Source organism: Streptomyces sp. NPDC054842, from assembly GCF_053611025.1.
On the sequence record NZ_JBSGZN010000072.1, the window covers coordinates 1 to 17794 of the forward strand.

General features: G+C 71.8%; 15 protein-coding genes. 9 read left to right on the forward strand and 6 right to left on the reverse strand.

The annotated features are described in order from the left end of the window. Positions 1–39: 39 nt before the first annotated feature. The 3 genes from ACWGIS_RS34255 to ACWGIS_RS34265 form a co-directional block, all read right to left on the reverse strand. Complete coding sequence (locus tag ACWGIS_RS34255; RefSeq protein ID WP_453366400.1) at positions 40–543, reverse strand: mycothiol transferase; 504 nt, start codon at positions 541–543, stop codon at positions 40–42. Between the two features lie 178 nt (positions 544–721). After that, positions 722–2044 carry an extracellular catalytic domain type 1 short-chain-length polyhydroxyalkanoate depolymerase gene (locus ACWGIS_RS34260; protein WP_453366401.1) on the reverse strand — a complete coding sequence of 441 codons (1323 nt, stop codon included), beginning with the start codon at positions 2042–2044 and terminating at the stop codon, positions 722–724. Between the two features lie 90 nt (positions 2045–2134). Next, positions 2135–3529, reverse strand: coding sequence for an endo-1,4-beta-xylanase (locus tag ACWGIS_RS34265; RefSeq protein ID WP_453366425.1), 1395 nt, complete (start codon positions 3527–3529; stop codon positions 2135–2137). Between the two features lie 335 nt (positions 3530–3864). Here ACWGIS_RS34265 and ACWGIS_RS34270 point away from each other — a divergent pair, with 335 nt between their 5' ends. The 4 genes from ACWGIS_RS34270 to ACWGIS_RS34285 are packed head-to-tail and all read left to right on the forward strand — an operon-like array spanning position 3865 to position 9323. Next, positions 3865–5169 carry an ABC transporter substrate-binding protein gene (locus ACWGIS_RS34270; protein ID WP_453366402.1) on the forward strand — a complete coding sequence of 435 codons (1305 nt, stop codon included), beginning with the start codon at positions 3865–3867 and terminating at the stop codon, positions 5167–5169. A 7-nt stretch (positions 5170–5176) separates the two neighbouring features. Next, positions 5177–6133: a carbohydrate ABC transporter permease gene (locus ACWGIS_RS34275; protein ID WP_453366403.1), complete on the forward strand. Its 957-nt coding sequence runs from the start codon at positions 5177–5179 to the stop codon at positions 6131–6133. Beyond that, positions 6130–6948 (forward strand): carbohydrate ABC transporter permease, encoded by an 819-nt coding sequence (locus ACWGIS_RS34280; protein ID WP_453366404.1) that lies wholly within the window; start codon positions 6130–6132, stop codon positions 6946–6948. Before ACWGIS_RS34275 ends, ACWGIS_RS34280 begins: the two co-directional genes overlap by 4 nt. Next, a complete protein-coding gene (locus ACWGIS_RS34285; protein ID WP_453366405.1) occupies positions 6945–9323 on the forward strand; it encodes a beta-xylosidase/alpha-l-arabinosidase in 2379 nt (792 codons plus the stop codon). The genes ACWGIS_RS34280 and ACWGIS_RS34285 overlap by 4 nt, the downstream gene beginning before the upstream one ends. Positions 9324–9386: 63 nt before the next feature. Here ACWGIS_RS34285 and ACWGIS_RS34290 read toward each other — a convergent pair whose 3' ends face one another. Then, positions 9387–10295, reverse strand: a complete 909-nt coding sequence (locus ACWGIS_RS34290; protein ID WP_453366406.1) for a LysR family transcriptional regulator — start codon at positions 10293–10295, stop codon at positions 9387–9389. A gap of 111 nt (positions 10296–10406) precedes the next feature. On the opposite strand from ACWGIS_RS34290, the gene mgrA reads away from it, so the two are divergent. Continuing rightward, positions 10407–11405, forward strand: coding sequence for an L-glyceraldehyde 3-phosphate reductase (gene mgrA, locus ACWGIS_RS34295; protein ID WP_453366407.1), 999 nt, complete (start codon positions 10407–10409; stop codon positions 11403–11405). 21 nt (positions 11406–11426) lie between these two features. Here the strand turns inward: mgrA and ACWGIS_RS34300 are convergent, their stop codons facing one another. Both ACWGIS_RS34300 and ACWGIS_RS34305 read right to left on the reverse strand, forming a co-directional pair. Next, positions 11427–11723 carry a DUF1905 domain-containing protein gene (locus tag ACWGIS_RS34300; RefSeq protein WP_453366408.1) on the reverse strand — a complete coding sequence of 99 codons (297 nt, stop codon included), beginning with the start codon at positions 11721–11723 and terminating at the stop codon, positions 11427–11429. A gap of 72 nt (positions 11724–11795) precedes the next feature. Continuing rightward, positions 11796–12182: a nuclear transport factor 2 family protein gene (locus tag ACWGIS_RS34305; RefSeq protein WP_453366409.1), complete on the reverse strand. Its 387-nt coding sequence runs from the start codon at positions 12180–12182 to the stop codon at positions 11796–11798. Between the two features lie 357 nt (positions 12183–12539). Here ACWGIS_RS34305 and ACWGIS_RS34310 point away from each other — a divergent pair, with 357 nt between their 5' ends. The 4 genes from ACWGIS_RS34310 (at position 12540) to ACWGIS_RS34325 (ending at position 17794) form a co-directional block, all read left to right on the forward strand. Next, positions 12540–12950 carry a hypothetical protein gene (locus tag ACWGIS_RS34310; protein WP_453366410.1) on the forward strand — a complete coding sequence of 137 codons (411 nt, stop codon included), beginning with the start codon at positions 12540–12542 and terminating at the stop codon, positions 12948–12950. Between the two features lie 157 nt (positions 12951–13107). After that, complete coding sequence (locus tag ACWGIS_RS34315; protein WP_453366411.1) at positions 13108–15447, forward strand: FHA domain-containing protein; 2340 nt, start codon at positions 13108–13110, stop codon at positions 15445–15447. A 5-nt stretch (positions 15448–15452) separates the two neighbouring features. Next, positions 15453–16793, forward strand: coding sequence for a hypothetical protein (locus ACWGIS_RS34320; protein WP_453366412.1), 1341 nt, complete (start codon positions 15453–15455; stop codon positions 16791–16793). Next, the gene (locus tag ACWGIS_RS34325) at positions 16793–17794 is read left to right on the forward strand and encodes a serine/threonine-protein kinase (protein ID WP_453366413.1); all 1002 of its coding nucleotides are present in this window, start codon (positions 16793–16795) and stop codon (positions 17792–17794) included. Before ACWGIS_RS34320 ends, ACWGIS_RS34325 begins: the two co-directional genes overlap by 1 nt.

Genomic DNA, 17794 nt, shown 5'->3' on the forward strand with positions numbered 1-17794 from the left:
GCGCAGGCGCGTCGCGTCGTGCGAGCCGCCGGACTTCCGTCAGCGCCGCAGCCCGCGGACGTACGCAGCCTGGCCGACGTGCTGGAGGTCGTCGGCCAGCACGCTCACGAGGCGCACGCCCAAGGTGACGGGCGGATCCCACCGCTCGTCCACGACGCGCTCCAGGTCCTTGTCGGCCAGTCCGCGCAGGTACGCCGCGGTCTGCTCGTGCACGGCGTCGAAGTAGCCCGTCAGGAGGTCGCCCGAGTCCACCCGGACCCGGGCGACCTCCTCCGGCGTGTGCCCGTACCCGGTGTCCGACTCGGGCAGTCCGAGGGCGAAGCGGTCCGCCCAGCCGGCGGAGAGCCAGACCTGTTCGCGGCCGGCCACGTCCGCGACGTGGTCGTCCTGCACGCGCGCCAGATGCCAGATCAGCCAGGCGATCGAGTTGGCCCCCTCCTGGGGCGGGGTGTTCAGATCGTCGGCGGAGAGGCCGTCGACGGCCGCGTGCACCTCCTCCTGGATGCGTCCGTGAGCTTCGGCGAGAACGTCCTTGGAATGCATGCCCCCACCCTCTCTCAGCGGCGGCGTGAACGCGATCGAGGCGCTCGCGCGTGTCCGCCGCCGGCGTCCAGCCGGCCTTCCGGGGGACCGGGACGACGGCCAGAACACCGAGGGCTGCTCCTGCTCAAGCACGTACGGGTGGCGCGGTCCCGGCTGTGGCCTGCCGGGACCGCTGCCCTCAACCAGTGGTGCAGGGCGCCCCGTTCAGCGTGAAGGACGCCGGTTTCCCGGTGTCGCCGGAGTGGCTCGCCTGGAAGCCGATCTGCGTACCGGCCCCGGCGGGCAGCGTGCTGTTGTACGACAGGCCCCGGGCGGTGACCGTGCCGCTGCCGGGGCTGTAGGCCGCTCCCCAGCCGGAGGTGATGGTCTGCCCGGCCGGCAGGGTGAAGGCGAGCGACCAGTCGCGGACGGCGGCCGTGCCCGTGTTGGTGAGGGTGATGGTCGCGGTCAGGCCGTTGTTCCAGGCGTTGACGGTGTAGCCCACCCGGCACGCTCCCGGCGCGGGCTCGGGGCCCGGCCCGGAACCGGTCGCGTCGAGACCGAAGAACGCGATCGCGCGTGCCGCCATCCCGGCGGTCGGCAGGGTGTGGCCGGTGCCCTGGACACTGATCGCCTCCACGGGGGCCTGCGCGCCGGTGCCGCCGTAACGGGTCCGGGTCCAGCCGGACTGCGGCTGGTCGGTGTACGCGGCGCTCCGGCTCACCCCGTGCACGTTCGTCCACTGGTCGATCTGCTCGGCGAAGTTCGGGTAGCGCAGCGTGGTGTCCTCGGTGCCGTGCCAGATCTGCACGCGCGGGCGGGGACCGCCGTATCCGGGGTGGGCGGCCCGGGCCAGGTCGCCCCACTGCTGCGGGGTCCTGTCGACGGTGCCGTTCGCGCAGGCGCTGTTCCAGAGCGATCCGTCGGTCGTCGCGAAGCACGAGTGCGGTACGCCCATGAAGGCCGCCCCGGCCTTGAACACGTCGGGGTAGTCGCCCAGCAGCACGTTGGTCATCATGGCGCCCGAGGAGGCTCCGGTGACGTACACCCGCTCCGGGTCCGCGTTCAGGTGCTGCTCGACGTAGCCGACCATCGACCTGATGCCCACCGGGTCGCTGCCCCCGTCGCGCCGGAGCGCCTGGGGCGAGGAGACGTCGAAGCAGTTGCCGCTCCGGGTCGCCGAGGGGTAGACGACGACGAACCCGTACCGGTCCGCCAGCGACGCGAACTCCGTGCCCGCGTGGAAGGCGGGTCCCGAACCGGTGCAGTAGTGCACCGCCACCAGCACGGCCGGCCGCGCGCGGACGCTGTCCGGCACGTACAGATGCATCCGCAGACCGCTCGGGTTGGCGCCGAAGGAGGTCACCTCGGTCAGGCCGGCGGCCGACGCCGGGGGAGCGGCGGCGACGAGCAGGAGCGACGACAGCAGGGGCAGGACTCCCGCGAGGAGAGCCGTCAGCAGGGCTCGCACCGGTCGCCGTGCAGGCGTGGCGGCCGGCTCGTGCGTGGTTCCGTCGGTCATGTGCGCGTCCTTCCTGTGCGGGTTGCCGTGGGGTGAGGCACGTCCGGGTCCGCCTCGCGGGGCGGGCCCGGACGGCCCGGACGACGCCGGTCAGGACGCGGTGCAGTTCCCGAGCAGCGGGGGCGAGGTGTTGCCGTTGGTCGTGACCGTGAAGCCGAAGCCGGTCGACGCCCCGGCGGCCAGGCTGCCGTTGCCGTTCGGCCGCATCGTCATCACGTTGCCGCTGCTGTCCCAGGTGGGGGAGCCGTTCCAGGTGGCGGAGACCTTCTGCGGCGGGGTGACGGTGACCGCCACGGTCCAGCCGGTGATCGCGGTGCTGCCCGCGGTCACGGTCACCTGCCCGTTGAAGCCGCCGTTCCACTGCGCGGTCCTCGTGTAGGACACGGAGCAGGTGGCACTGCCCCCTCCGCCTCCTCCGCCGCCGCCCGTACCGCCGAACGCCGAGATCACGGCGTCGTAGGCGGGCTTGGCGGCGTAGTTGCCGTCGAACAGCAGGGGCGTGCCGCTGCTGCGCCAGGAGTACTTGTCGGTGATGCCCCAGACGGTGATGCCGGTGCACCGCGCAACTCCCAGGCAGGCCTTGACGACGTTGCCGTAGCTGGTCGCCTGGGCGGAGCCGGAGCCCTCGATGTCCAGCTCGGTGATCTGTACGTCGACTCCGAGGTCGGCGAAGCGCTGGAGGTTGGCCCGGTAGTCGGAGGGCACCGGCGAGGCGCTGTTGAAGTGGGACTGGAAGCCGACGCAGTCGATCGGCACGCCGCGGGCCTTGAAGTCCTTCACCATGGCGTAGACCGCGTCGCTCTTCGCGTTGACGCCGTCGGTGTTGTAGTCGTTGTAGCAGAGCTTGGCGGCCGGATCGGCGGCGCGCGCGGTGCGGAACGCCTCCTCGATGAAGCCGTTGCCGAGCTTGTCCTGGAACGGCGAGCTGCGCCGTGCGCCGCTGCCACCGTCCTGGAACGCCTCGTTGACCACGTCCCAGGAGTGGATCTTGCCCTTGTAGTGCTGCATGACCTGGGTGATGTGGTTGTTCATCGCGGTGCGGAGGTCGGAGGCGCCCAGAGCGCCCACCCAGCCGGGCAGTTGGGAGTGCCAGACCAGTGTGTGCCCGCGGATCTTCATGCCCTTGCTCTGCGCGTGGCCGACGATCTGGTCGGCCTGGCCGAAGCTGAACGCGTTCCTGTTCGGCTCGACGGCGTCCCACTTCATCTCGTTCTCGGGGGTCACCGAGGTGAACTCCCGGTCGAGCGTCGCCGCGTACGCCGACTCGCCGACGTGTCCCGCCGCCACGGCGGTGCCGAAGTAGCGGCCCTGCGCGGCGGCAGCCGAACCCAGCGTGGTGGCGGCGTGGGCCGTGCCCGAGAGGGCTCCGACGCCGCCGGCGGCGAGGAGTCCCGCGGTGGCGAGGGCGAGTGCCCCGCGGGCGCGGGCGCCGCGCCGGGGCGGGGGTGCGGGCCCGCGGTCGACGGGCGGCGTGGTGGTGAGCATGTGCATGTCATCCCCTTCTGCGGATTGCCGGAGAGGTCCGGCACGTGCCTGAGGGTGGGGCGGATGAAAGTGCGACGCGCTGCATTCGAAAGTTGCGGTCGTGTTTCCGAATGGCTGCGCAGAACGTAAGGGCAAGGGTCCCGCCGGTCAACCACTTGCGCGCAGATCCCGGGACTCCGGGCCGAAAGGTGTGCAGGCGCGAAGCCGGTCCGGCCTCGTCGGTAACGGTTTGATCGCGCGCCTGCACCCCCGTTGACCCCCGGGAAGTGCTCCCTTACGGTCCAGGAATCGCAGCGACTTTCGGCAATGCAGCCGAAACTTTCGAAAGGTGCGCCATGAAGACACGTGCGCGGTTCCCCCGGATGCTTGCCGGAGGCGTGACGATGGCCCTGGCCCTGAGCCTGTCCGCCTGCGGGGACGGGGACAGCACGTCGTCCTCCGACGGGGGGAAGATCCACGTCCTCGTGTACGGGGACGCCACCAACAAGGTCGAGAAGCAGATCGTCGCCGACTTCAACAAGACCTCCAAGGTCAAGGCGGTCCTGGACACCATTCCGGGCGCCGACTACCAGCAGAAGCTCCAGACCGTCATCAGCACCCCGCAGGCCCCGGACGTCTTCTTCAACTGGGGCGGCGGCAGCATCCAGCCGTTCGTCGAGGCGGACCTGCTCCTGCCGCTCGACGACATGATCAAGGACGACCCCGACCTCAAGGCCAAGTTCCTGCCCTCGGTCTTCAACACGGCCGTGATCGACGGCAAGTCGTACGGCATACCGATGCGCGGCACCCAGCCGGTCCTGCTGTTCAACAACAAGAAGGTGCTCTCCGAGGCGGGCGTCGAACAGCCCAAGACCTGGGACGAGTTGATCGCCGCGGTGAAGAAGCTCAAGGCCGCCGACGTCACCCCCATCGCCCTCGGCGGCGGTGACCAGTGGCCGACGCTGATGTGGTTCGAGTACCTCTACGACCGCGTCGCCGGACCCGAGCTGTTCAAGAAGGCGCTCGACGGGGACAAGGACGCCTGGGCCGGCGCGGACAGCAAGAAGGCGCTGGGCATGCTCAAGGAGCTGATCGACGCCGGCGCCTTCGGGACCAACTTCGACTCGGTCAAGTTCACCGACGGCGGCTCGCCCGCCCTGCTGGCCGGCGGCAAGGCCGGCTTCGAACTCATGGGCTCCTGGGAGTACTCCACCCAGCAGGACGCCAACAAGGAGTTCGCCGAGAAGAACCTCGGCTACAGCGCCTTCCCGAGCATCGACGGCACCAAGGGCGACCCGGCCAACCTCGTCGGCAACACCAACAACTTCTACTCGGTGCTGAAGAAGACCAAGCACCCGGAGGCCGTCGCGGAGTTCATGAAGCTCATGTACTCCGACGACTTCGTGAAGAAGCAGCTCTCCATCGGCAACCTGCCGACCACCACGAACACCGAGAAGTTCCTCGACACCGCGGCCAGCCCCGAGTACTCGCGCTACCAGTTCGACCTGGTGAAGAAGGCCCCGTCGTTCCAGCTGTCGTGGGACCAGGCCTACCCGCCGGCGGCCATCACGCCCATCCACCAGGCCGTCCAGCAGTTCTTCAACGGCCAGCTCGACGAGGACGGCTTCATCAAGGCCATGCAAGCCCTTCCGACCGCCTGAGTCCGACATGACGACACAGATGACGCCCGTCCGTCCTCCCGCCCCGGCGCGGAAGCCCGCGCCGCGCCGGGTGCGGAGCTCGCAGGTCTCCACCGTGGGCCAGCCGGGATTCGCCTGGGCACTGCCCGCCACCGTGTTCTTCGCCCTCTTCGCGATCGCCCCGCTGATCATGGTGGCGGTGCTGTCCTTCACGAGCTGGAGCGGCCTCGGCTCACCCGAGTTCGTCGGCATGGACAACTGGACCCGGGTCTTCGAGGACCCGGTCATGATCAAGAGCATCTGGCTGAGCCTGCTGATCACCGCGCTCGGCGTGGCCCTCCAGACCCCGCTGAGCATCCTGCTCGGCGTGTGGGCCGCCGGAAAGCAGCGCAACCGCGCCGTCCTGTCGACGATCTACTTCGTGCCGCTGCTGCTGTCCTCCACGGCCGTCTCCGTGCTGTGGAGGGCGCTGCTCGACCCGAACTTCGGGGTGCCGTCGCAGGCGAAGTGGCTGTTCGGCGACGGCAACCTGTTCGGCAGCCAGTCCACCGCGATCGGTGTGCTCGCCTTCGTGAGCACGTGGCAGTTCACGCCGTTCCACACGCTCATCTACCAGGGGGCCGCCCGCGCCATCCCCCAAGTGCTGTACCAGGCGGCGGAGATCGACGGCGCCGGACGCTACCGGCAGTTCTTCCACATCACCCTGCCGCAGCTGCGCAACTCGATCATCACCTCGATGATCCTGATGGTGGTCGGCGGCCTCACCACCTTCGAGACGGTGCTCATCCTGACCCAGGGCGGGCCCGGCACCGACACCACCATCAGCGCCTACTACATGTACCAAAAGGCCTTCAAGGGCTTCGACTTCGGCGCCGCCTCGGCCATCGCCCTGGTCCTGGTGATCGCCGCCACGATCATCTCGCTGATCGTGGTGCGCGTCTCGGGCTACGACAAGATGCGCGGCTCCACGGAGGGTCTGTCATGAAACGACGCCCCAACTACCTGGCCGGGGCGGCCTCCCTCGGCTGGCTCTTCCTCGTCGGCCTGCCGCTGTACGTCATGCTCGCCGCGACGGTCCAGTCCCGCTCCGAGTACGCCCAGAACGGTCCCCTGTCCTTCCCGGACAGCTTCACCCTCGACAACTACACGGGAGCCTTCTCCAACGGCTTCGGACGCTACTTCCTCAACACCGTCATCGTCACCGTCTGCGTCGTCGGCCTGGTGCTCCTGCTCGTGCCACCGCTCGCCTACGCGATCGTACGGGCCCGCGGCAGGCTCACCTCCGGGGTGTTCCGGCTGTTTCTGCTGGGCCTCGCCATCCCGGCCCAGGCCGTGATCGTCCCGATGTTCTACCTGATCAGCAAGGCCGGCCTCTACGACAACCTCATCGGTGTCATCCTGCCGACCGCCGCCTTCTGCATGCCGATCACCGCGCTGATCCTCAGCGGCGCCATGCGCGACATCTCCCAGGAGCTGTTCGAGGCGATGGCCATGGACGGCGCCTCCACCCGGCGGGTGTTCTTCCAGCTCGTGCTCCCGCTCTCCAGGAGTGGGCTGTCCACCATCGTGGTGTTCTCCGCGCTCCAGGCGTGGAACGGCTTCCTGTTCCCCCTCGTCCTGACCCAGTCCGACTCGACCAAGTTGATCACGCTGGGCCTCTACAACTTCCAAACCGAGCACGGCATCAACATCCCCGGCCTGCTGGCCGCCGTGGTCCTGTCCATGATGCCCGTCCTGCTCGTCTACCTGTTCGCCCGTCGCGCCCTGGTCCAGGGCCTGATGGGCGTCGGAGGAAAGTGACCGCCAACGTGGCAGTTGAGACAACCCCCGTCACCGTCCCGCACGTCTGGAACGACCCCGCCCAGGACATCGACACCAGGGTCTCCGCCCTGATCGACGCCATGACCGTCGAGGAGAAGGTCGCCCAGCTCTTCGGCATCTGGGTCGGCGCGTCCGACGAGGGCGGCGAAGTGGCCCCGCACCAGCACGACATGGAGGAGGCCGTCGACATCGAGACCCTCCTGCCGGCCGGCCTCGGCCAGCTGACCCGGCCCTTCGGCACCGCTCCCGTCGACCCCGCGCTCGGCGCGCTCTCCCTCATGCGCACCCAGCAGCGGATCACCTCGGCCAACCGCTTCGGCATCCCGGCCGTCGCCCACGAGGAGTGCCTCACCGGCTTCGCGACCTGGGGCGCCACCGCCTACCCGGCGCCCCTGTCCTGGGGAGCCACCTTCGACCCGGACCTCGTCCGCCGGATGGCCACCGCCATCGGCCGCGACATGCGCTCCCTGGGCGTCCACCAGGGCCTCGCGCCCGTACTCGACGTGGTGCGGGACGCCCGCTGGGGCCGCGTCGAGGAGACCATCGGCGAGGACCCCTACCTCGTCGGCACCATCGGCACCGCGTACGCGCAGGGACTGCAGTCCGCCGGCGTCGTCGCCACCCTCAAGCACTTCGTGGGGTACTCGGCCTCGCGCGCCGGACGCAACCTCGCACCCGTCGGCATCGGCCCGCGCGAGCGCGCCGACGTCCTGCTGCCGCCCTTCGAGATGGTCCTGCGCGACGGCGCCGCCCAGTCGGTGATGCACGCCTACACCGACACCGACGGCGTGCCCTCCGCGGCCGACGAGGAACTGCTGACCGGGCTGCTGCGCGACACCTGGGGCTTCGAGGGCACGGTCGTCGCCGACTACTTCGGCATCGCCTTCCTCAAGATCCTGCACGGCGTAGCCGGGGACTGGGCCGACGCCGCCGCGGCCGCGCTGCACGCGGGCGTGGACATCGAACTGCCCACCGTCAAGACGTTCGGCGCACCCCTGCTGGAGGCCGTCTCGGCCGGGCGGGTGCCCGAACCGCTCGTCGACCGCGCCCTGCGCCGGGTGCTCACCCAGAAGGCCCGGCTGGGCCTGCTCGACGCCGACTGGAGCCCGGTGCCCCCCGCGCTCGCCGACGCCGACCCGGACGACCCGCAGGCCCTGCGCGGCACGGTCGACCTGGACACACCGGCCAACCGGGAACTGGCCCGGGAGCTCGCCGAACAGGCCGTCGTCCTGCTGCGCAACGACGGGACGCTGCCGCTCGCCCGCCCGCGCCGCATCGCCCTGGTGGGACCCAACGGCGACGAGCCGACCGCCGTGCTCGGCTGCTACTCCTTCCCGCTGCACGTCGGCGTGCACCATCCCGAGGTGCCGGCCGGGATCGACCTGCCGACCCTGCGGGACGCCCTGGAAGGGGAGTTCCCGGACGCGGAGATCACCGTGGTGCGCGGTACCGGGATCGACGACGGGGACACCTCGGGCATCGCCGCGGCGGCGGAACTGGCCGACCGGGCCGACCTCGTCGTCGCGGCCCTCGGCGACCGGGCCGGCCTGTTCGGCCGCGGGACCAGCGGCGAGGGCTGCGACGCCGACTCCCTGGCGCTCCCCGGCGCCCAGCAGCACCTGCTCGACGCCCTCCTGGACTCGGGTACGCCCGTCGTCGCCGTCCTGGTCGCCGGGCGGCCCTACGCACTGGGCGGCGCCACGGACCGGGCCGCCGCGATCGTGCAGTCGTTCTTCCCCGGCGCGGAGGGCACGAAGGCGATCGCGGGCGTCCTCAGCGGCCGGGTCGGCCCCAGCGGGCGCCTGCCCGTGAGTGTGCCGCGCGGTCCGGGCGCGCAGCCGGCCACCTATCTCGGCGCGCGTCTCGCCCAGGCCAGCGAGGTGTCGAACATCGACCCGACCCCGGCCTTCGGGTTCGGACACGGGCTGTCGTACACCACGTTCGCCTGGGGCGACCTCGCCGTGGACGGTACGGAGCAGCCCACGGACGGGGAGTTCACGCTGGCCCTCACGGTGCGCAACACCGGGGACCGGGAGGGGACCGAGGTCGTCCAGCTGTACCTGCACGATCCGGTCGCCTCGGTCGTCCAGCCGGTCCAGCGGCTCGTCGGCTACACGCGCGTGCGGCTGGCCCCGGGCCAGGCGCGACGCGTCCGGGTGACCGTACCGGCCGACCTCGCGTCGTTCACCGGGCGCGACGGGCGGCGCGTGGTGGAGCCCGGAAAGCTGGAACTGCGGCTGGCGGCGTCCAGCACCGATCCTCGGCTGACGGCGACGGTCACGCTGACCGGCCCCGAACGGCACGTGGACCACACCCGGCGACTGCACGCCGACTTCACGCAGTCCGCAGGGTGACCCGGTGACCGCCGCCGCCGCCGACCGTCCTTCCGGTCCGCGGCGGCGGTCACACCGGGCCCGTCACACGCGCGGGGCGTCCCGGGCGGTCGGCTGATCGGCGAGGACGGCCATCAGCGCCCGGGCCGCGGGACTCGTGGCCTCCTCGGGCGGAAGCATGGCGACCGTCTCGTACGACACGTCCTCGACGCCCTTCAGCGGGAGCGCGGTGAGGACGGACGCCTCGGGCTTGTGGCCGAAGTGACGGGGGACGACGGCTATCCCCAGGCCCTGCTGGATCAGTTCCAGCAGGCTGTGCACGTCGTTGACCTCCAGGGCGACCGTACGGTCGACGCCCGCCATCGCGAAGGCCGCGTCGGTGACGCGCCGCGGCCCCCAGTCGGGGTGGAAGTCCACGAAGGGCTCGCCGCCCAGGTCCCCGGGTGTGACCGGCCCGCCCCCGGCGAGCCGGTGCTCCGGGTGGCACAGGACGGTCATCGGCTCGCCGGCGAGCGGCACGGAGCGCAGCTGCTCACTGTCCGCCCGCGTCCGCACGGCGAACGCCAGGTCCAGGCGGCCGGCCGCCACCTCCTCGGCCAGGGCCCCCGAACCCGCCTGCCGCAGCCGGATCTCCACATCCGGGTGCTGCCGCCGGAACGCCGCCAGCAGCCTCGCCACCCCGACCCCGGCCACGCACTGCTCGGTGCCCAGCGACAGGGTGCCGCGCAGCACGCCCTGCACCGCGGCCACCGCGTCGTGGGCGGCCCGGACCTGGGCGAGGATCCGTTCCGCCTCGCCCAGCAGGGCGCGGCCGGCCTCCGTGAGCGTCACCCGGCGGGTGGTCCGCACGAACAGCGGCGCCTGGAGTTCCCGTTCCAGTGCCCGGATGGACGCGGACAGGCCGGACTGCGACACCAGCAGCCGTTCCGCCGCACGGGTGAAGTGCTGGTCCTCGGCGACCGCTACGAAATGCTGGAGATGGCGCAGTTCCATGATTGAGCAGCCTAGACGCTGAATCCCATCCGATTCTCCTGTTGGACCGCATGCCGGTCCGCGGGTGAAAGTGGAGGACGTCCCTCTGGATCTCTCCTCCTGGAGCCCACGTTGTACACGCCGCACACCGACCGCTACGAGGCCATGCCCTACCGCCGCACCGGACGCAGCGGCCTGAAGCTCCCGGCACTGTCGCTCGGGCTCTGGCACAACTTCGGCCCCGACCGTCCGGTGGACACCCAGCGGCAGATCCTGCGCCGCGCCTTCGACCTGGGCGTCACCCACTTCGACCTGGCCAACAACTACGGCCCGCCGCCCGGCGCCGCCGAGTCCGCGCTCGGGGACGCGCTGCGGGCGGACTTCGCGCCCTACCGCGACGAGCTGGTCATCTCGACCAAGGCCGGATACCTGATGTGGCCGGGCCCGTACGGCGAATGGGGATCGCGCAAGTACCTGCTGTCCTCGCTCGACCAGAGCCTCTCCCGGATGGGCCTGGAGTACGTGGACATCTTCTACTCGCACCGCCCCGACCCGGAGACGCCCCTGGAGGAGACGATGGGTGCCCTGCACTCGGCTGTCGTCCAGGGCAAGGCGCTGTACGTCGGCGTCTCGAACTACTCCCCGGAGCAGACCCGGGAGGCCGCCCGCATCCTGGGCGAACTGGGCACTCCGCTGCTCATCCACCAGCCGCGCTACTCGATGCTCGACCGCCGGCCCGAGGAGGAGGGCCTCCTGGACACGCTGGACGAGCTCCAGGTCGGCTCGATCGCCTACTCGCCCCTGGAGCAGGGCCTGCTGACCAGCCGCTACCTCGACGGCATCCCCGAGGGTTCGCGCGCGGCGAGCGACAGCCCCTTCCTGAGCGCCGACAAGGTCACCGAGGACCTGGTGGGCCGGCTGCGCGAGCTGGACCAGATCGCCAAGTCCCGGGGCCAGTCGCTCGCCCAGATGGCGCTGGCCTGGGTGCTGCGCGGCGGCCGGGTCACCTCCGCGCTGATCGGCGCCAGCAGCGCCCGGCAGCTGGAGGACAGCGTGGCGGCGACGAACGCGCTGGACTTCTCCGCCGAGGAGCTGTCCCGGATCGACGGGATCATCGGCACCGGCAGCTGAACCCCGGGAGCCCTCCCTCCGTCAGCCGCCCGGAGCGTCGAGACGCTCCTGGAGGTGGACGGTCACCGTGTCCCCGGCCTCCTTCCCGATCGCCTGGCGCACGTCGGCCTTCACGGGCAGCTTGTGCGTTCCGTCGCCCAGGGCCATGAAGGAGCTGCGGAAGGGGTGGCCGTCGATGGTGCCGCGGACCTTGACCAGTCCGCGCGTCCCGAAGAACGCGGCGGACCCGGGCCACACGACGTAGGTCCAGCCGCCCTTCTCCGGACTCCTGAGCAGTTCCGCCGTGAAGTGCTCGTCCAGGGTGCTCGCCGTACTCATGCCGTTCCTCCGCTCCCGGTGGTGCCTCTCTCCAAAGAGACCACCGGGAGCGGCGAAACTCATCGCGGGCGCTCAGGCGGCCCCGGCCGGCACCCGGTCCAGGAAGCCGAACACGTCCTGGATACGGCCCACGGCGTCGAGGGTGATCACGTCGGATCCGGCGACGGGCGCCGAGCCGTCCGCGTCGGCGACCAGTTCCCAGCGGAAGCGCGCGATGTCGTGGTGACCGTCGACGGCGCCCGTGAGCCGGAAGGAGTGGCCCGGGAACTGCTCCTGCGCGGCGGCGATCACCGCGGCGAGCTGCTCGTGCCCGCGGACGTCGGCGAGCGGATCGGTGTAGCGGCCGTCCGCCGCCCACGCGGCGGCCACCGCCTTGACCCGGCTCTCCGGGTCCCGGGCGTTCCACGCCTCGAAGTAGCGAGCCACGGCGGATTCATGACGCTCAGTGCCTGCGGACATGGACGATCAGCCTCCATCGAGATGTATGTGCTGGTCAGGGACCGGGTTCCGCGGTGTGGTCTCCCGCCGGGATCCGGTACCGCAACCATGCCGGGCCGCCCGCGGGGCCGTCGATTACCTCAGGGGTAAGAGGGCCCGAACCGTTTCGGCCAGCCGGGCCACGGAATATGCCAAGAGACTGGCTGGAATGGCATGGTGACAGAGTGTCAGTAGTGGCGATACTCGATGAACAGGGCGATTCAGCCACGCCCGCCGAGCACCCGCGCACCAAGAGCATCCTCGCACCACAGCACCGCACACGAGCCGCAAGGAAAGAGAGGCCGGACCGGCAGCGAGCGCCGTAATGGGGGAGCGATCGTGCATGACGAATTCCTGTGCCATGTGACCGCCTACGGAATATGCGGCGGCCAGCGCGTCGGCGTCCCCCTGGGGACCTACCGCGCACCCACACTGGCGCTGGCCCTGTGGTGGATGCGGGACCGCGCCTCCTGGATCGCCGAGCGTCTCGACCCGCGCCCGGACAACCCGAACTTCCCCCCGAACTCCATCGCGCCGGTCGGAGCGGGCGTCCCCGACGTGCCGGCCGTCCTGCGCGCCTGGTGCGGCGACACCCTGCAACAGGAGCTCGTCGCCGAGGAGTTGGCGGCCGGAAAGCTGGTCCGCATCACCACGAACGACGACACCACCGAGTACGAACTGCTCGCCGAGTCCGTGGACGCCCTGCGGATGCAGCGCTTCGTCCCCGTCCTCTCCACGCCCGCCGCCTGACCCGCGCCGAAGCCGCGCGCCCGGTCCGTCGGCGGTAAGTGCCGTGCCCATCCGTGTGTACGCCCGGGCGAAAGCGCCACCGCCCATCCCTGCGCACGCCTGAGCGGTAAGCGGCACCGCCCAGGCGTATATACGGATGAATCGCTAGAATTCAGGCATGGGAGAGCGACAGGTCGCGGCAGCGCCCGAGCTCGTCCTCGAGACCGAGGCGGGCTCCACGGTGATCAGTCCCAGTCGTGACTATCACGTCGGGCGGGACCCACTCAGCGATGTCGTCATCGACGACACCCGGGTCTCGTGGCACCACGCGGTACTGCGGCCGGAGGGCGACCACTGGACGGTCGAGGACGAGGGCAGTACGAACGGCACCTTCGCCGACGGCCGCCGCGTCCACGAGTGGGGCGTCGGCCCGGGCAGCGTGATCCGCTTCGGCAACCCCTCGGACGGCCCCCGCGTCCTGCTGGTCGACCGCCGACCGCCCGCACCGGAACGCCCGTCAGCCGTCCACACCCCCGCCGCGACCGGGACCTTCCGGCAGCCGACCACCGTACGGCCACTGCCCTCGCGCACCGTGCGCATCGGCCGCGGCGGCGACAACGACCTGGTCGTCGACGACCTCGTCGTCTCACGCCGGCACGCCGAACTGCGCGCCCGGGCCGACGGCACCTACGAGATCGTCGACCTCGGCAGCCACAACGGCACGTTCCTCAACGGACAGCCCGTCGAGCGGGCCGTCGTCACCGCCGGTGACATCGTCGGCATCGGCCACTCCGCGTTCTGCCTCGTCGGCGACCAGCTCCAGGAGTACGTCGACACCGGTGAGGTCTCCCTCGACGTGCAGGACCTCGGGGTCGCCGTCGACCACGGCCGCAAGACCCTCCTCGACCGGGTGTCCTTTCCCGTCGGCGAGAAGTGCCTGCTCGCCGTCGTCGGCCCCAGCGGCGCCGGGAAGTCCACCCTGCTGAACGCCCTGACCGGCCAGCGCCCCGCCGACCGCGGCACGGTCCTGTACGACGGCCGGGACCTCTACCGGGACTACGCCGAGCTGCGCCAGCGCATCGGGCTCGTGCCCCAGGACGACATCCTGCACGCCCAGCTGACCGTGCGGCGCGCGCTCACCTACGCGGCCGAACTCCGCTTCCCCCAGGACACCGCCAAGGCGGAGCGCCGCGCCCGGGTCGACGAGGTGATCCGCGAGCTCGGCCTGGAGGAGCGGGCCGCGCAGCCCATCCACAGCCTGTCGGGCGGCCAGCGCAAGCGCGTCAGCGTGGCCCTGGAACTCCTGACCAAGCCCTCGCTGCTCTTCCTCGACGAACCGACCTCCGGCCTCGACCCCGGCATGGACCGCTCGGTGATGCACATGCTGCGCGGCCTGGCCGACGACGGCAGGACGGTCATCGTCGTGACGCACAGTGTGCTCAGCCTCGACGTCTGCGACCGCCTCCTGGTGCTCGCGCCGGGCGGGAAGGTGGCCTACTACGGGCCGCCCGAGGACGCCCTCGCCTACTTCGGCTTCGGGGAGTGGCCCGAGGCGTTCGAAGCCTTCGAGCGGGACCACGACCGGGACTGGGCGGGGGACTACCGCGACTCCGTGCTCAACCGCCAGTACATCGTGAACGCCTCCGCCGAGCCCGCCCTGCCGGAGGGCGAGCCGGCCCGCGTCTTCGGGCCGCCGCCCAAGGCACAGAGCTGGGGCGCCCAGCTCGGCACCCTGGTCAGACGCTACGCCGCCGCGCTCGGCGCGGACCGCACCTTCCTCATCATCATGATCGCGCTGCCGTTCGTGATGGGCGCCATGGCCCGGGCCCTGGCCGGCAGCAAGCTCACCCAGGAGACGGCGATGAACGCGCTGCTCATCCTGTGCGTGGGCGGGGTGCTCACCGGCGCGGCCAACGCCGTGCGCGAACTGGTGAAGGAACGCGTCATCTACCAGCGGGAGCGCGCGGTCGGCCTGTCCAGATCGGCGTACCTGATGTCCAAGGTCGTCGTCCTCGGAACCGTCACCGTCCTCCAGGCGGTCGTCCTGACCCTGGTCGCCCTGCTCGGCGTCGACCTCAACGCGCCCGGCGGCGAGGGCGTCATCATGCCGCCCCTGGCCGAGATCACGGTGGCCGTGGCCATGCTCGCCTTCACCGCGATGATGCTCGGCCTGCTCGTCTCCGCGCTGGTGCGCAAGGAGGAGGTGACCATGCCGTTGCTGGTGCTCCTCGCGATCGTGCAGGTCGTCTTCTGCGGCGCGCTGCTCAAGCTCAGCGGAGTGCCCGGCATCGAGCAGCTGGCCTGGCTGGTGCCCTCGCGGTGGGCGCTCGGCGCGATGGCCGGCACGGTCGGGCTCGCGCGCATCGTGCCCGGGGACCTCACCGGGGACCCCCTGTTCAAGCACTCGGCCGGCGTGTGGCTGCTGAACATCGGGATGCTGGTCGTGCTCTCGGTCGTCTTCGGATACCTGGTGGCCCGCCTGCTGCGCCGCCACGAGCCCGCGGTCATGCGGAAGTAGGTGCGATGACGGCTCCCGACTTCCGCCCCACCCACGTCGTCCCCCAGGACGGGATGTCCGCCTGGGAGACTCCCGATCCCTCCCGGCCCACCGTGCCGCTCGACGCCCTGCTGCCCGTGCAGCTCGCCGAGCGGCGCGGGGACTGGGGGCGCATCGTCTGCGCCAACGGCTGGTCGGCCTGGGTCGACGGCCGGCTGCTGGTCGCCGTCCCGCAGGCACCGCCCGCCGCGAGCAGCCCGCTCACCCGCGCGGCGGACCCGCGCCCGCTCCTCACCCGCGTCCAGGAGTCGCTCGCCCGCTACCGGAGCGCCACGGAGGACCTGACCGCCGGCCGCCTCGACGGAGAGGCGTTCCGGGGCCGCACGCACGGGCTGCGGGCCGGCGTGGTCGTCGACGGTGAGTCCGTGTGGCTGTACGACGCCGAGCACGAGCGGTGGGTGTACAGCGACGGCACCCGGCTCAGTACCTACGCGGCACCGGGGGAGCCCTCGGCGGCGGCCCCGGAACCGGCACGGCCCCCTCGCGAGGCCACCCGGGTCGTCGAGGCGGACGCCGCCCCGCCCCCGGCCGCGCCCGCCTCGGACGGCCCCGCGGCGACCGGCCGTGCGGGGCAGCCCGGGCCCGCCGGGCCGACGGGACCCCCGGACGATCCCGGGCCCGCCGGGCCAGTGCGTCCCGCGACGGAGGCCCCCGCCGGGCCGACCCGCTTCACCGGCGGGACGGCGTCCTGGCAGCCCACGCGGCGCGCGGACGAGGCGGACGCCGACCCGATCCTCGCCACAGGCGACCCGACCCGCCTCGTACGGGAGCCGGAGGCGGGGGAGCCGACGCCCCTCACGGCGGACCCCGCGCCGGACGGCGGGCACGAGGCGACCCCCCTCGTGACAGAACCCGACGACGCCGGGGAGCCGACGCGCCTCGTAGGGGCAGCGGGGCCCGACGGTGGGCATGAGCCGACCCGTCTTGTCGCGGAGCCGGAGGAGGTCGGGGAGCCGACGCGTCTTGTGGGGGAGGCGGGGCCGGACGGTGAGTTCGAGGCGACCCGTCTTGTCGCGGAGCCGGAGGCGGGGGAGCCGACGCGTCTCGTGCGAGACCCCGCACCGGACGGTGGGCATGAGCCGACCCGTGTCGTCGCGGAGCCCGAGGGCGCCGGGGAGCCGACGCGCCTCGTGCGAGACCCCGCACCGGACGGTGGGCATGAGCCGACCCGTCTCGTCGCGGAGCCCGAGGACGCCGGGGAGCCGACGCGTCTCGTGGGGGAGGCGGGGCCGGACGGTGGGCATGAGCCGACTCGGGTCGTGCGGCGGCCGGGCGCGGTGCGGGGCGCGCGCCGGGGTGACGTCTGATGGCGGACACGCCCCACGACGCGAGCGTGTACGCGGGGCGGCCCTCGGGCCTGGTGGGAAAGCAGATCGCCGGCTACCGCATCGAGCGCGAGATCGGCCGCGGCGGCATGGCGGTCGTCTACCGCGCCAAGGACCTGAGGCTGGACCGGACCGTCGCCCTGAAGCTGCTCGCACCGGAACTCGCGCGCAACGACACCTTCCGCAAGCGCTTCACGCACGAGTCGCGGGTGGCGGCCGCCATCGACCACCCGCACATCGTGCCGGTCTTCGAGGCGGGGGAGACGGACGGCGTCCTGTACATCGCGATGCGGTACGTCTCCGGGCAGGACCTGCGGCATCTGCTGGACCGGGAGGGCCCGCTGCCCGCGGGCACGGCCGTCCGTATCGCCGCGCAGGTGGCGTCCGCGCTCGACGCCGCGCACGAGCACGGGCTCGTGCACCGGGACGTCAAACCCGGCAACATCCTGGTGGCGCGCGGTACGGACAGCGACCACCCCGAGCACGTGTACCTCACGGACTTCGGCCTGACCAAGAAGTCGCTGTCGCTGACCGGCTTCACCACCGTCGGGCAGTTCGTCGGCACCCTCGACTACGTCGCACCGGAGCAGATCTCGGGGCGCCCCGTCGACGGGCGCTGCGACGTCTACGGCCTGGCCTGCGTCGTCTACGAACTCCTGGCGGGGCGGCCCCCCTTCCAGCGGGACGACGACATGGCCCTGCTGTGGGCCCACCAGTACGACCAGCCGCCGCCCCTCACCGAGAAGCGGCCCGACCTCACCTCCGGCGCCGACGCCGTGCTGGCGCGGGCGCTGGCCAAGAGCCCCGACGACCGGTACGACTCCTGCCGCGCGTTCGTGGCCGCGCTGCGCGCCGCAGTCACGGGGCGGGTGGACGGCGGTCACGTGCCGACCCGGGTGGACCACGGCGCCCTCGCCGCGCCGGAACACCCCGGCGCGCCGCCCGAACCACCGGAGTGGGCCCGGCCGGTCTTCCGGAGTTAG

What these genes read in the sequence shown, in the direction of transcription:
- ACWGIS_RS34255 (WP_453366400.1), bottom strand. Translation starts at nt 543, where the DNA reads ATGCATTCCAAGGACGTTCTCGCCGAAGCTCACGGACGCATCCAGGAG.
- ACWGIS_RS34260 (WP_453366401.1), bottom strand. Translation starts at nt 2,044, where the DNA reads ATGACCGACGGAACCACGCACGAGCCGGCCGCCACGCCTGCACGGCGA.
- ACWGIS_RS34265 (WP_453366425.1), bottom strand. Translation starts at nt 3,529, where the DNA reads ATGCTCACCACCACGCCGCCCGTCGACCGCGGGCCCGCACCCCCGCCC.
- ACWGIS_RS34270 (WP_453366402.1), top strand. Translation starts at nt 3,865, where the DNA reads ATGAAGACACGTGCGCGGTTCCCCCGGATGCTTGCCGGAGGCGTGACG.
- ACWGIS_RS34275 (WP_453366403.1), top strand. Translation starts at nt 5,177, where the DNA reads ATGACGACACAGATGACGCCCGTCCGTCCTCCCGCCCCGGCGCGGAAG.
- ACWGIS_RS34280 (WP_453366404.1), top strand. Translation starts at nt 6,130, where the DNA reads ATGAAACGACGCCCCAACTACCTGGCCGGGGCGGCCTCCCTCGGCTGG.
- ACWGIS_RS34290 (WP_453366406.1), bottom strand. Translation starts at nt 10,295, where the DNA reads ATGGAACTGCGCCATCTCCAGCATTTCGTAGCGGTCGCCGAGGACCAG.
- ACWGIS_RS34300 (WP_453366408.1), bottom strand. Translation starts at nt 11,723, where the DNA reads ATGAGTACGGCGAGCACCCTGGACGAGCACTTCACGGCGGAACTGCTC.
- ACWGIS_RS34305 (WP_453366409.1), bottom strand. Translation starts at nt 12,182, where the DNA reads ATGTCCGCAGGCACTGAGCGTCATGAATCCGCCGTGGCTCGCTACTTC.
- ACWGIS_RS34315 (WP_453366411.1), top strand. Translation starts at nt 13,108, where the DNA reads ATGGGAGAGCGACAGGTCGCGGCAGCGCCCGAGCTCGTCCTCGAGACC.
- ACWGIS_RS34320 (WP_453366412.1), top strand. Translation starts at nt 15,453, where the DNA reads ATGACGGCTCCCGACTTCCGCCCCACCCACGTCGTCCCCCAGGACGGG.
- ACWGIS_RS34325 (WP_453366413.1), top strand. Translation starts at nt 16,793, where the DNA reads ATGGCGGACACGCCCCACGACGCGAGCGTGTACGCGGGGCGGCCCTCG.